The organism is Paenibacillus sp. VT-400 (assembly GCF_001029205.1).
In the GTDB taxonomy this organism is placed as follows: Bacteria; Bacillota; Bacilli; order Paenibacillales; family Paenibacillaceae; genus Paenibacillus; species Paenibacillus amylolyticus.
Map to the genome: position 1 here is coordinate 1,956,131 of NZ_LELF01000067.1, position 15,274 is coordinate 1,971,404.

6 protein-coding genes and 1 riboswitch are annotated in these 15,274 nt (G+C 46.4%); all 6 genes read left to right on the plus strand.

Features of this window, described 5'->3' with window-relative positions:
• The first annotated feature begins 118 nt into the window (after positions 1 to 118).
• Positions 119 to 229: riboswitch (purine riboswitch) on the plus strand.
• A gap of 106 nt (positions 230 to 335) precedes the next feature.
• The 6 genes from EL84_RS19500 (at position 336) to EL84_RS19525 (ending at position 15,273) form a co-directional block, all read left to right on the plus strand.
• Positions 336 to 1,289 carry an EamA family transporter gene (locus tag EL84_RS19500; protein ID WP_017688752.1) on the plus strand — a complete coding sequence of 318 codons (954 nt, stop codon included), beginning with the start codon at positions 336 to 338 and terminating at the stop codon, positions 1,287 to 1,289.
• A gap of 432 nt (positions 1,290 to 1,721) precedes the next feature.
• Positions 1,722 to 2,147 (plus strand): cupredoxin domain-containing protein, encoded by a 426-nt coding sequence (locus tag EL84_RS19505; RefSeq protein WP_036608499.1) that lies wholly within the window; start codon positions 1,722 to 1,724, stop codon positions 2,145 to 2,147.
• A 95-nt stretch (positions 2,148 to 2,242) separates the two neighbouring features.
• A complete protein-coding gene (locus EL84_RS19510; protein ID WP_047842756.1) occupies positions 2,243 to 3,265 on the plus strand; it encodes an SDR family oxidoreductase in 1,023 nt (340 codons plus the stop codon).
• 156 nt (positions 3,266 to 3,421) lie between these two features.
• Complete coding sequence (locus EL84_RS19515) at positions 3,422 to 10,924, plus strand: fibronectin type III domain-containing protein (RefSeq protein ID WP_047842757.1); 7,503 nt, start codon at positions 3,422 to 3,424, stop codon at positions 10,922 to 10,924.
• Between the two features lie 126 nt (positions 10,925 to 11,050).
• On the plus strand, positions 11,051 to 11,761 hold the full coding sequence (gene treR / locus EL84_RS19520; protein WP_047842758.1) for a trehalose operon repressor: 711 nt from the start codon (positions 11,051 to 11,053) through the stop codon (positions 11,759 to 11,761).
• 173 nt (positions 11,762 to 11,934) lie between these two features.
• The gene (locus tag EL84_RS19525; protein ID WP_047842759.1) at positions 11,935 to 15,273 is read left to right on the plus strand and encodes a DUF5107 domain-containing protein; all 3,339 of its coding nucleotides are present in this window, start codon (positions 11,935 to 11,937) and stop codon (positions 15,271 to 15,273) included.
• The last annotated feature ends 1 nt before the right edge of the window (position 15,274 follow it).

The window sequence follows — 15,274 nt, forward strand, 5'->3', positions numbered from 1 at the left end:
ATGGTACAGCGATCGAAGCGACTCGGTGTAATAATTTAGTTCAACTTTTTATACGGAATAGGGTTGACACCATCTCACCTCCCATGTAATATATGAAAAGTCGTCACACACGAATTACATCAAATTGCATATATCATTTCGTATAACCTCGCAGGCCGAAAGTGTACACAGGGCGAGGGTCTCTACGGGAAGCCTATACTTCCTAACTACGATGCCAAGGAATCAATGTATTCCTTGCTCGTAGTTAGGATTTTTTGCATTTAGATGGTGTCTGTGACCTTGGCATGAATCAACATGCAGGCGTATTTTTCTTATCATCAGGAGGTTTATTCACAATGAAATATTATCTGTCCGTTCTCGCGGGAGCGATGAGCTATGGCATATTATCCACGATTGTGGTTCTGGCGTACGGCGAAGGATATAAACTTGGAGAGGTTGTGGGAGCACAGCTGATCACGGGTTTTCTTCTATCCTGGATGCTGGCGCTATACACAAAATTTAGAACAAAACGTAAGTCACAGGCAAATGGCAAAGCATCAGGAGCCGTGGCACAGGTATTCAAGCGGTTGACGTGGAAACAACGTCTGATATTGATGGCTGCTGGAACACCAACGGTAATAACAGGTCTCGTGTATTATCAGTCTTTGCGTTACATTCCGGCTTCACTTGCCATTATCCTGTTGTTCCAGTTCACTTGGATTAGTGTATTGATTCAGGCGATAAGCAAACGTCAACGTCCAGACAAAGTCACATTCCTGACGTTGATCATTCTGTTCGGCGGAACTTTGCTGGCAGCCGGTTTCCTGGAACAGGGACTGGGTGAGTTCAACGGTCTGGGTATTGCACTTGGATTAATGGCAGCCGTAAGTTATTCCCTGTTTGTATTGTTCAGCGGCAAAGCGGTTCCTTCAGCACATCCAGCCTTCCGCAGTGCGTGGATGGTTACAGGCGGATTGATCCTGCTGTGCATTTTGTTCCCACCGACATTCCTCTTTAACGGATTGATCTGGAGCCAGTTGCTTGTATTTGGATTGCTGCTTGGATTCTTCGGGGCATTCATTCCACCAGTACTGTTCGCTATCGGCGTTCCGCATATTGGTGGTGACATGGCCGGAATCCTGGGTGCAGTGGAGCTTCCAATTGCAGTTTTGTTATCCTCAATCGTGCTCCATGAGCATGTAAGCGGATTGCAATGGTTCGGAGTTATTATTGTACTCATTGGTGTAGCCCTGCCAGAGTTGTATAAATTACGCATGAGACGAAGTCGGAATACACCGATCTATTCCTGAGTTATACAAAAAGGGATATTGCGAAGCATGAACGGGAATACCCGTAGATAAGCCTGAGAAATCAGGCTTTTTCTATTGAAATATTCTATATAAATTGAACTAAACATTTACACGAAACGGAGAGGACAGAAATAACCTGAAGAAGCGAAGCGTGCGCCTAAAAGCTTTCTGAAAGAAAGCTGCTTCGGAAGCATACGCTATTCCCGGATTTTACCCTTTGAAAAAGGAAATCAAAAAATCTGGGATAACAGCGATCGAAAGGTTGTTCTGTCATCGGAGTGTCCAGTGTAAATATTCTTTAGTTCCACTTATATAGCTCAATCGCAATAGCCCAGAGGGGTCATTTTCATTGTCATGCGAATCAGGTATGCTTAATGAATACATCCGTCTGTTGATTGAATATTGATGGGACATCGAATGAGGAGTGTTTATATGAAAAGCTGGTTTGGAAAAACATGGCCTTGGTTAACACTGGGTCTGACCGTTGTTGTACTGCTTGGATCATTTTTGGTTTATTTTATGGGCAAAGACGTATCCCCCGGATCGGGAGGTGCAGTAACAGCACAAGCCGAGACTCCGGAGGATTTGAAGGGATATGAAGTCATTGATGTGGACGTGAGCAACGATGGTTTTGGACCAGACGTCATCGAGGTGAAAGCTGGCGTACCGACCAAAATCAACTTTATTCTGACCCGGTCGGTGACACATGTGAAATCAGTGGGATCACAAAAGCTTGGCATGGATCTATACATGCAAAAGGGACCCAATTATTATACGGTCGACAAAGATCTGCCCAAGGGAGAATATGAGATCCATTGCGGCATGTACATGATATATGCAACGATTAAGGTCGTATAACAGAAGGAGCAAGGTTTCGGGTCGCCGAGCTTTGCTCCTTTTTTTGGTGCGTGATATCATGGAAAAGTGGGTAAAATCGATCAGGAGGTGGCGAAATGAAAGCGCTATTTATTGGAGGGACAGGCACCATCAGTACGGCCATTACGGAGATGCTTGCACAGCAAGGCTGTGAACTTTATTTAATTAATCGCGGCAATCAGAACGATGACTTACCTAGTGAGGTCAAGGTACTTCAAGCGGATATTAATGACGAGGCACGTGTAGCGGAACTGATAGCTGAGCTGGAATTTGATGTTGTGGCGGATTTTATCGCTTTTGTACCGTCTCAATTGGAGCGAGATTACCGTTTGTTCAAGGATAAAACCAAGCAGTTTATTTTTATAAGTTCAGCATCGGCGTATCAGACACCTTTGGCTGATTACCGGATCACGGAAGGGACGCCCTTATCGAATCCATATTGGGAGTATTCACGCAACAAGATTGCCTGTGAAGACTATCTGATGAAACAATACCGCGAGCATGGGTTTCCTGTGACCATCGTGCGTCCGAGCCATACGTATGGCGACAAATCGGTACCTCTGGGTGTTCATGGTGCTCAAGGCAGCTGGCAGGTTCTCAAGCGTATCCGTGAAGGCAAACCCGTTATCATCCACGGAGATGGCACCTCACTGTGGACCATCACGCACAATACTGATTTTGCCAAAGGGTTTATCGGGCTGATGGGAAATATCCATGCCATTGGTGAATCGGTACATATCACCTCAGATGAATCCGTCACCTGGAATCAGATTCATGAGATTATAGCTGGCGTGTTGGGTGTTAAGCTTCATGCGGTACATGTACCCTCTGAGTTCTTGGCAGCATGCAGTGATCAGGATCTTCGCGGCGGATTGCTGGGTGACAAAGCCAATACCGTTGTGTTTGATAACAGCAAGCTGAAGCGGCTTGTTCCGGAATTTGTAGCAACGACAAGAGCCGATCAGGGCATTCGACGTACGATTGAGCACATTCTGGCGCATCCTGAGTTACAGACCGAAGATCCGGAATTTGATGTATGGTCTGACAAGGTCGTTGGTGCATTGGATGAAGCGTTATTAAAGATCAGAGATGAAAAATGAGAAGTAAGGCGTTCATGATCAAGTGTTTACATTCATGCGCTTAATCGTTATAATCAAGAAAAAATGACACTTGTTAGGGGAGGCACCCCAACTTAGGACATCGTTCCTTTGTTGGGGTGCCTCCTTTTTTTTGTGTGCCAAAAAGGAGAGTAGACGTTGAAGAAATCAGGAAAACGTGTGAAGAAACAAGCGGAACAGTTAACCAAAGTGGTACTGGCATTTGCGTTATTATCACCACAAGCCCTTTTGCTTGAATGGGGCGCAACGACGGTAATGGCTGAAACGGTTGAAACAATCGGGATTGTATCCGACACGTCCAGCATGAAGGCTGTACAGTCCTCCAAGGTGAAAGTGGAGATGAACAGTGACGGTAAATACAGAATTGTATTACTACCAAACACAAATGTATTTTACGGTGGTGATACAGGGAATGTATCTACGATTATCGACCATAATGGATCACCCGTGAATTTCAAAACATTGCCGCTTAATTATTACCGAATTAACAATAATGTGATTGAGATGTCCCGGCAAAAGGACAATGTCGAATATATTTTGCGTGTATCTATCGTTAATGCTACCTCACAAGGTGGGTATATGAAGGTTGAACTGGAAGCTATCAACCGCAGCGGATCGGCACTGAATTTGGGTGGAACATTTTATTGGGATACGATGGTGAATGGCAATGATGCATCTCCGTTTGAAGTCATCGAGAATGGATGGCGCAATTACAGCGGCGGCGTTCAGGTCACGGCTTTTTATGCGAATACGTACAATGTTGTGAATGCAGATCGCATATACATGGGACAGTACAGCGGTCCGGACAATGCGCAGCTAACAGGGGGTTCTTCACCTTCGTCATTCACTCCAGGCCAGACCGTTACGGCTAGTGATACAGCTGCACAATTCTGGTGGAATGCCAAAGCAACAGCGAATCAGGCTTCACGCAAATTTTCAACGATCGTGGGAATCGGCCCTCAGAACGTTCCGCCTTCATTTACACTAACGGCTCCTTCTTCGGGGCAAACGTATTACAAAGGCGAGCAACTTCAGATCTCTGGTACAACGCGAGATACGGATGTAGGCGACCTGTTGACCGTGAAATGGTCCATTGATGGTGGGTCTGAGAACATTTTGACTCAGATGACTGCAACGGGTTCGAATCAGTCTTTCAACACCAATTACACATTGCCTGACACCCTGCCAGATGGCACACACACTTTGCAAGTATGGGTCATGGACGACAAAGGTGGGGTATCCTCGGCAGGAACCGTTAACTTCACGGTAAGGAGTTTTGTTGTGCCCGGAACGCCGACATACACATTGGTTAATTCTAATAACTTGACGGTAAATTGGGATAAGAAGGCGAATGATGCATCCGTAACGTATGAACTGAAAAATATGACGACGAATCAAATCGTGGATACAGGTATATTAAACAGTCGGCAGGTTACTGGACTCACTCCGAATACGAGTTATTCTTTTGCTGTACGTGCCAAAAACTCAAGTGGTTCCTTCACGGGGTACTCCAGTCCATCCACCAAATATACATTGGCCAATCCACCCGCTGCTGCGGCTGTGACACAATCAGGCAACTGTGTTACAGCTAGTTGGAATAATAATAGCAATCCTGCGGGCACCCAATACAAAACGGAAATACGCAGTCCAGGTGGGCAAGTCCTCGCAACGGGAACAACAACTTCCACACGTACAGCGTTTGCCCTGACTGGACTCGCGGACGGAAAATATGAAGTATTTGTGGCGGCACTGAATGGTGAAGGGATACAGACCCCGTTTATATCCGCTGGAGAGATGATTAAGGATACAACGGGTCCAACTGCTCCTTCCGTTACAGTCACTCCATCCACTTGGACCAAGGAAGATGTTCTGGTCACGGTTGAAGAAGGCAAGGATGCTTTGAGCGGAACTCAGAAGACTGAAGTTAAAGTCGGTCCGGCAGGAGAATGGCGTGAATATAGCGATCCGTTTACCGTAAACAGTGAAGGCAACACAACTGTTATGGCACGCAGTATTGATGCGTTTGGTAATACAGGACAGGAAACGGCTGTGACAGCCAGAGTAGATCGGACGGCACCAACGCCTCCCGTCATCTCGCTGAATCCGCCCGATTGGACAAAAGCGGCGGTAATCGTGACATTAACGGAGGGTACGGACGAAGCAAGTGGCATTGGTCTGACACAATATAAGCTGGGAAGTGAGGGAGAATGGATCGACTATAAGGCTCCTCTTACACTAAGTGAAGAAGGGATAACCGAGATTTACGCACGAAGTGTTGATCGGGCCGCCAATGTCAGTGCTTCCACTTCGGCAACAGCCAGAATCGACAAGACTGGGCCTGAGCAACCAACGATTACGTTAAGTGAAGAGGATTGGACGAATCAGGATGTAACTTTTGCAATAAACAGTGGTGAAGATGCAGGCAGTGGGCTTGCCAAGAGTCAATATCGACTTAACAAAGAAGGTCCCTGGATCGATTACACGGGCGAAGTGACGGTTACCGATGAGGGAGAAACGATCCTATATGCACGCTCACTTGACCGTGTAGGCAATATAAGCACATCCGCTCAGGCTACGGTTCGAATCGACACGACAGCTCCAACCGAGCCGGTGATTAGTATAAGTCCTTCTGGATGGAGTAAAGAACATGTAAAATTCACTATCGCTGGAAGTGTGGATGAACAAGCGATATCCTATGAATACAGCATGAATGATGCCCCGTATATGACAGGAAGTAGCGGTACAGTTAGTACAAACGGCGCTACCACCATTCGGGCCCGAGCAAGAGATACCGTTGGTAATGTGAGCAAGGAAGTGAGTCGAATCGCCTATGTGGATCAGATGGCTCCAACGATAACATTTGCCCCGAACGGACATGGCTGGACGGACATGGATATATCCACTACCATTCAGTATGCCGACGCCCACTCAGGCATTCAGGAACTGGAACGATTCTATCAAGTTACGAACAGTGCAGAATCACCGGAGCATTGGCTTGAAGCTCGCTCTGACCAGCATAAAATATCCATCGAATCGGAAGGTATATGGTACATCCATGCGAAAACCATGGACAGAGCAGGGAATACATATGAGACAACATCATCACCTTACCTTATTCAACGCAAGCCCCAGCAACCGACTCATGTGAAAACGACACAGATCGCTGAGACTTCAGCTGAACTTACAGTGGATTTGCCAACTGGGGAAAGGTATACCGATGGATATCAGTATGAGATAACGAACAAAACTACAGGGCAGTCATGGACACTCGATTTTCCTAACCACAGTATAATCGATCACTCCCTAAGCGGTGGTCAGGTCTATGAATATGAAGTTAGAGTGAGAAACCATACCGGAGTAAGTGATGCAGTAAGTGTTCAAGTATTAACTACCCCGGCAGCTCCCGGAACGTTGCACGTTCGAAAAGTAGATTCACAGCCCAATTTGGCCGAAATTCAATTTGATCCAGTACGAGGAGCAGATGCTTACCGCATTATTGCGACTACTTCAGACGGTGCAATCGTATTTGATCAGGCGGTATCTGATCCTGGCAGCCTTCCCTATGTCAGCAACCTCGTTCCAGGAACCATTCATAACATCTCGGTAACCGCAATGAATGAAACTGGCGCAGGTGGTAGCAATAGGACCGGATTTCTCACACTGCCGGCAATGCCCGGTGAGTTTATGGCCGTTCAAATTCAGGAGCATGATATTTCATTAACGTGGGAGACAGTAACTTCTGCAACGTATTATGGGCTTTCACGCGATGGAACAGCCATATATGAAGGAGAGCAGACGGAGTATATGGACTCGGGTCTGGATAGCGGAACGGAGTACAGCTATACGTTAATAGCCGGAAATGAGACAGGAACAGGACCGTTGGCAGGATTACCTTTGCTCAAGACTTTACCTGGGCAGGTGTCCGGCTTACAGGTATCAGATGCTTCCACAGGGAGCCTTCGTCTGAATTGGGAAGCAGTACGAGGAGCCGATCGTTATGAGTTATGGTTGAATGGAGAGAAGTCGGGAACGGTTCCTGCTGGAAACCAAGAATGGGTCTTTGCGGGACTGAGTTCAGGAACATCTTATCAACTGGATGTACAAGCAGTGAACGGAAGTGGTCAGGGGATGCGAAGTTCGGTATCAGGAACAACGTTACCAGAGAGCCCGTCGGGACTTCACGTTGTTCAAGTAACTGAACAGGGAGCAATCTTGAGCTGGGAACCTGTAGCTGGGGCAACGAAATATCGGGTGGTCATCGATGGACATAGCCATGAGATATCAGATACACAACTCGCAGTTCACCACCTGTCAAGCAGTCGTGAGTATACTTATGAAGTACAGGCGGGCAATGCTGCCGGGTACGGTGTATCCACCAGTAGTACAATTCTTACGCTACCTAGCAGGCCGGAAGGACTTAATGTCACATCGACTGGTGAGACAAGTATGGGACTTGCTTGGCAAGCTGTAGATACGGCGAATCTCTATATTGTGAAAATCAATGGAACAGAAATGGGTAGAACATCAGAACTGGCCTACATGCTTGAGGGATTGTTGCCAGGTACAGAGTACGCTTTGGAAGTTCAGGCTGTGAATGCTTCTGGATCAGGTGAAACAGCTCAGCTCATCCGATTGTCCAAACCTGTGTCGCCTGCCGAAGTACTTGTTGATTCAGGAGTACATCATGCAAAAGTTTCCTGGTCTGTCGTGAAAGGTGCCGCTGAATACGTGATTGAGCAGAATGGTAAGGAGATCTATAGAGGAATGGAGAATGAAGCAACGATTACAGGACTCAAGGATGGAACGTGGCATCGCTATCAACTATGGGCGGTCAACAGACAGGGAACTCGTTCTGAAGCGACGGATGTATCTCTGCTGACTTTGCCTGAGAAACCCGTTAAGATTGCGGTATATGATGTGGCAAAAAACAGCCTGGGTCTGGATTTCAGTAACACTGGTGTCCAAGGGGCAGATCATTATGTCATTGAAAGGGATGGAAGAGAGATCACTCAGATGGATTCAAGTGAAACCCATTTCGTAGACAAGGATCTGTTGCCAGGAACGAAATACACTTATGTGATTCGGGCAGTCAATACGAGTGGAACGAGTGCGCCGCTTACTTTCAGTGTAATGACTCAAACGTTGCCATTGGTTGCAGAAAGTATAACAGTGAAAGCCGGAACACATGTGGTGGATCTGGCTTGGGATGTTGTTCAGGGAGCAGCAGCATATGAGATTCGTAATCGGGTAACGGGAGATGTGCAGAGCGTGTCTGAACCGTCTGTACATCTCAATAGTATGCTGGATGGCACAGCGTATGAATTCGAACTTGTTGCGATTAATGAAGATGGGCATCGGTCAGAGTCTATTCAGATTCAAGTTTTAACGAAACCCATATCACCTCAGACGGCAGGCATAACACACATCACAGATAAGACTGCGGTATTGGACCTGACTGGAAGCTCAACACGGGGAGCAGAGCAATTCATCATTATGCGGGATGGTGTTGAAGTCGCTAAGGTTCCAGCAGATCAAGCTTCATTTGAAGATCTTGGACTGACACCAGGAGAGCATTACACGTATACCATCAAAACATCCAATGCAACGGGAGAGAGTGATTCCGGTTTCGAAGTTCACTTGCGAACGTTGCCTGCGATCATTCATGAACCTTTACATGCAAGCAAGATTGGGGAAAAAGAGGGATTGATCTCTTGGCCAAAGGTACAAGGTGCGGAGGGATATACCATACGTATCGGAGATCAGATGTTCACCACGATTGAAGAAGGGGATATCACAGAGGTGAGATTAACTCATCTGGAGAGTGCAACCCGATATGATCAGATACAGATTATTCCTTATAATACGGCTGGTTCAGGAAGTCCAATGATCGTGACTCCTTTTTACACCTTGCCTCATGTGGATTCACTGGAAATGAAGATATACCCCGAGACAGATCATGCGAAACTGGAATGGGACTTCCCTTATGGGAACGAAACTTTCGTTATATTACTGGATGGTACAGAAGTATACCGAGGCAAACAAAAAGAGTTTATTGTTGATCAACTGGATGCAGGCAAACAGTACTCGATTGAAATCTACACAGAGAATGATCAGGGAGATGCATCGGAGAAGCTGGCGTATTCCGTTCTGACCAAACCAGTAGCTCCTGTCAAAGTAGAGTTTAATTCAGCGAAGGATCACATTCGTCTTCTATTGGAACAGAGCCGGGTCGAAGGTGCCGAGTTGTTTATCATTGAGCGTGATGGTGTGGAGGTTGCTCGTGTTCCTGCAGACGAACTGTTCTATGACGACAAGGAACTCGAACCGGGCGTGAACTATATCTATATAGTGAAGACCATGAATGCCTCGGGCAGTAGTGATGGTGGTTATTACCTTCATGCCATGACTTTGCCCGGTAGTGCTGCTTCACTTCCTGTAGTAGAGGGGCGTTCCATGTATGGTGCAGACATCGCATGGGAACTGATTCCTGGTGCTGCGGGTTATCGAATCTATCGAAATGAAGAGCTTGTGGGAACAACAACGGAGACATCAATACATGTGTCTGAATTAATCAGTGCAGAGCGTTATACTGACTTTGCAATTGTTCCATTTAATGAGGCAGGGGAGGGTGAGGCGCTCCTGGTTCCGGAATTCGAGACGTTGCCTTCCGAGGATCTGACAGTTGCAGCCGTAGCGCAAGGCACAAGTACGATTAAGCTAACTTGGGAACTGGATTCAATGAATGAGGTGATTGTGATCACCCATAAAGATCGTGAGATCTACCGTGGCACGCAGCGCAGTCATGTATGGACAGGACTGAATGCCGAGCAGCATTATGAGGTGGAAGTATGGACGGAGAATTCAGCAGGTGAAAAAAGTGAAAGAAAACGGGCAGCAGCCATGACTTTTCCGTATCCACCATCCGCCTGGAGCGGTGGCGGTGCAACCCCGAGTCCAAACGGTACATCGGAACAAGCCGATGAGGTGAGTTCACAACCAGAACCGTCTGAGCAGCCTGATGTACCTGTGAAAAAAATTATCAAATTTATTGATATCAGCCAAACATTCAATAAAGATCAGATCACCTGGCTGGCGGAACAAAATATCATTCAAGGTGTAAGTGAAACTCGCTTCGAGCCACGCCGTCCGATCACGCGTGCAGAATTTACCGCATTAATCGTGCGTCTGATGGGTGTGGACACAACGGTTAATGAACAACATGGATTTCAGGATGTGAACGATGAGGATTGGTTTGCTCCTGAGATTAAGGCAGCCGTTCACCATGAGATGGTTCAAGGCATGGGGAATAGGAAATTCGCTCCACATGCGCTGGTGACACGGGAACAGGCATCCAAGATTATAGCTAATGTTGTCCGTAAAATCAGACCGGAACCGCTGACTTCCCCAAAAGCGTTTACCGACCAGACTGATGTATCTAATTGGGCCAAAGAAGAAGTGCAGGAACTTGCAGGTTTGTACATGATTACAGGATATGAAGACGGCAGCTTCCGTCCCATGCAGCACTTAAGTAGATCCGAAGCTGCAGCGCTGATCTTCCGTTTAAATAAGCTAATTCAAGTCATGGATGAGAAGCGTACAGATCAAGTGGAGAAAGCGTCAGCGTTCGATCGTCATATCTAGATTGAATTGATTCTTACATGTGTTACTGCAATCATCGGCAGTAACGACATTACCGCTTGATTGGTTTTTAATGTTATAATAGTTGCCAATATGATAAAAAAGGGTAATGAACAATGGTGATGAATAATGAATAATAAATTTATCCGGATATATGAAGATATTGCAGATCGTATTCGGACCGGAGAGATTGAGGCAGGGACGTTACTTCAATCGGAACTGGATCTATCGGAAAGTTATCAAACGTCTCGAGAGACTATTCGCAAAGCATTGAAAATGTTGTACGAAGAAGGTTACATTCAGAAGATTCAAGGCAAGGGCTCGATTGTACTGGACATACGCAAGATCGATTTTCCCATCTCAGGTCTGGTTAGTTTCAAGGAATTAGCCAAAAAAATGGGACATCGTGCTCAAACGTATGTGAAGGTTTTTGAGGAGCAACAGGTCGATCAGGCGTTGCACAAGAAGATTAACTTTGGTCTGAATGAACAGGTCTGGGAGATCAGACGTGTGCGCAAAGTGGATGGAGAGCAGGTCATACTGGACAAAGATTACATTAGCCAGCGGCTTGTTCCTGGGCTCAGCAAAGAGATCTGTAATGATTCCATCTATCAGTACATTGAGCAAGAGCTGGGGCTTTCGATTTCGTTTGCCAAAAAAGAGATTTTGGTGGAAGAACCCACCGCAGAGGACAGGGAACTACTTGACCTTGAAGGTTTCCACAATGTAGTTGTGGTGAGGAGCCAAGTCTACCTAGAGGATGCCAGTCAATTTCAGTATACGGAGTCGAGGCACCGACCGGACAAGTTCAGATTTGTGGATTTTGCACGTCGCAGATAAGTTAATCAAGATTGATCAGAGAGTACCTTTCACTGCATTATTCAGTGGATAGGTGCTCTCTTTGGTTATGGGGGAATCCGAAGATCGTCCATCAAGAACCGCTTAATGTCAATGTTCTTCCTGCATGTCGGAGCGTATGATCACAATATATACGAGGCCGAGGAGTGAGGGAATTGAATCACGTAACAGCGAAATCAAATGTTCGCATATGGGAAGAAACCAGAGATATTCCAACCTATGGTACAGGTAAACCGGACAAAAATCCGATGTTTCTTGAAAAGAGAATCTACCAGGGGAGTTCGGGTAAGGTGTACCCGCATCCCGTGATCGACAGCATTGAAGATGAGGCCAAAATGAAGTCGTATCGATTAGTTATTCTCGAAAATGAATATGTACGTATCGAGATGATGCCCGAACTGGGTGGACGGATCTATCGTGCGCTGGATCGGACCAACAACTACGATTTTGTATATTATAACCGGGTGATTAAACCTGCGCTCGTGGGTCTGGCAGGGCCATGGATTTCCGGAGGAATTGAATTCAACTGGCCACAGCATCATCGGCCCAACACGTTTGGTCCAGTCGATTATACATTTGGCAGTAATCAAGATGGAAGCGCTACCGTGTGGGTGGGTGAGATTGACCGCATGTATGGTACCAAAATGACCGCTGGCTTCACATTGCATCCCGGCAAAGCCTATCTTGAAATCCATGCCGAGGTATACAATCGCACCAGCGCACCTCAAACTTTTCTATGGTGGGCCAACCCGGCTGTAGCTGTCAACGATCATACGCAATCCGTGTTTCCACCTGATGTAACGGCTGTGCTGGACCATGGAAAACGGGACGTATCCCGCTTTCCCATCGCAACCGGCACCTATTACAAGATGGACTATTCCGAAGGTGTGGATATCTCGCGATACAAAAACATACCGGTTCCAACATCCTATATGGCGTATAAGTCGGATTATAATTTTGTAGGGGGTTATGACCATGGGATTCAGGCAGGTTTGTTGCATGTAGCCAATCATCATATTTCTCCGGGCAAGAAGCAATGGACCTGGGGGAACGGGGAATTCGGGCAAGCCTGGGATCGTCAGTTAACGGACGAGGATGGACCTTATATTGAATTAATGACCGGGATCTATACCGATAATCAACCTGATTTTACGTGGTTACAGCCCTATGAAGCGAAATCATTCTCGCAGTATTTTATGCCGTATAAAGGAATTGGTATGGTCAAAAATGCAACGATTGATGCAGCGGTTAATCTGGAAATGGACGAAACGACCGGAATGGTAACCGTGATGGTATATGCGACGTCGGTTTTTGAACAAGTGACCGTTGAAGTGATAGGACCAACCATGGTATATCTCCACGAGAGATGTAATATCTCACCTACGGAACTATATAAATCTTCATTCCCGTGGAGCGGACAAGATGAATGGCATCAGGTGAAGTTAAGTGTTCGAACTGCGGAAGGAAAAGTACTTGTAGCCTATCAACCTGAACGTTCTGAGATTCAGGAAGTTCCAGATCCGGCCACACCACTTCCGCTACCATCCGAGATTCGTACGAATGAACAACTATATCTGGCGGGTCTTCATTTGGAACAATATCGGCATGCCACGTATGAACCGGAACCTTATTATCTGGAAGGTTTGAAGCGTGATGCAACGGATATTCGTCTAAACATAGCGTATGGCACATTGCTGCTGCGTAGAGGGCTGTTTCAAGATGCAGAGAAGCATTTCAGACAGGCAGTACAATCGCTGACATGGAAAAATACGAATCCATATGATAGTGAAGCATTTTACCAACTCGGTCTAAGTTTGAAATTACAAGGGAAACAGGAAGAAGCCTACGCAGCCCTGTATAAAGCCGTATGGTCTGCACAGTATCAGGATACAGGTTATTACATGCTTGCTCAGATCGATACGGGGCAACATCGGTACATCGAAGCTTTGGATCACATCGAACGTTCGCTGATTCGTAACACCAGAAATTATAAGGCTCGACATCTGAAGGTGGCTTTGCTGCGTAGATTGGGTCAGCATGAAAGGGCCATCCAATATGCGTATGAAACGTTGGAACTGGACCCGGTTGAATTTGGAGCCGCACATGAATTAGTCCTGATTTACAGCGGAGCAACTGCACCTTCAGAGAGAGAACAAGCGGGGCAAACACGTGAGCATTTCCATCGTCTGATGCGAGAAGACGTTTATAATTATCTGAATCTAGCCGCAGATTACGCGGATTGTGAATTGTGGGAAGAAGCATTGACGGTACTCTCTTATGTTGAATCCGAAAATTCACAGCCGTATCCTATGGTTGGTTATGCTCAGGCCTACTTGTATCGTCAGCTGGGGGATGTGGAGCAGGCCCGGGAATGTCAAAAGCAGGGGAAAGCTGCTCCAACGGATTATTGTTTTCCCAATACGCTATTTGAATTCATGGTGCTTCAGGATGCATTGGCAGTGGATTCGAATGATGCGCGTGCTCACTATTACCTGGGAAATTGGTTATATGATCATAAACGCTACGAGGAAGCAATTACCCATTGGGAAACTTCACGCGAGGTGGATGCTGCATATTCGACTGTACATCGGAATCTGGGACTGGCTTATTATAACAAGCTGAATCGCCCCGATCTTGCACTGGCATCATTAGAGGAAGCTTTCCGGTTGGATTCACAGGATGCCCGAATCTTCTACGAGTTGGATCAATTGCACAAGAAGATAGGGTATTCCTGCGAGAATCGAGTCAAATTGCTGGAACAACATATGGAGTTGGTTCACCACCGTGATGATCTTTATATCGAGTGGGTGACGTTATTGAATATGCAAGGTAGTCATCAAGAAGCATGGAATGCCCTTCAGACCCGGCGGTTTCATCCATGGGAGGGTGGAGAAGGTAAGGTAACAGGACAATATGTTACGGCACTGACGGAACTGGCGAAGCGAAATCTGGAGAAACAACAACCTGAACTAGCAATGGAATTGTTGAAGAAGGCTTTGGTTTACCCGGAGAACTTAGGTGAAGGTAAATTGGAGGGAGCCGGAGACAACCCAGTTTACTTTTATCTTGGCTGTGCCTACCAGCAACTGAAGAGTAATCAGTCGGCAGAGGAAAGTTTCCACAAAGCATCCATCGGTTTGAATGAACCGGCAAGCGCGATGTTTTATAATGATCAACCGCCGGAATCCATCTATTATCAGGGTCTGGCCTGGCAGAAACTTGGCAATGTGAAGGAAGCAAACCGACGCTTTAACAAACTCATAGACTATGCGGAAAGACATATGCATGATCACATCCGAATGGATTATTTTGCGGTATCTCTGCCCGATTTCCTAGTGTTTGACGACGATCTCAATCAGCGAAATGAAGAACATTGCAGGTATATGCGGGCATTGGGTCTTCTGGGGCTGGGGCGGACAAGTGAAGCCAAACTTGAGTTGGAGCGGATATTGGAGAAAAACCCGAATCATCAAGGGGCAATCATCCATCGATAAT

Coding starts and splice junctions, on each gene's coding strand:
- EL84_RS19500 (WP_017688752.1), top strand. CDS start 336: ATGAAATATTATCTGTCCGTTCTCGCGGGAGCGATGAGCTATGGCATA.
- EL84_RS19505 (WP_036608499.1), top strand. CDS start 1,722: ATGAAAAGCTGGTTTGGAAAAACATGGCCTTGGTTAACACTGGGTCTG.
- EL84_RS19510 (WP_047842756.1), top strand. CDS start 2,243: ATGAAAGCGCTATTTATTGGAGGGACAGGCACCATCAGTACGGCCATT.
- treR (WP_047842758.1), top strand. CDS start 11,051: ATGAATAATAAATTTATCCGGATATATGAAGATATTGCAGATCGTATT.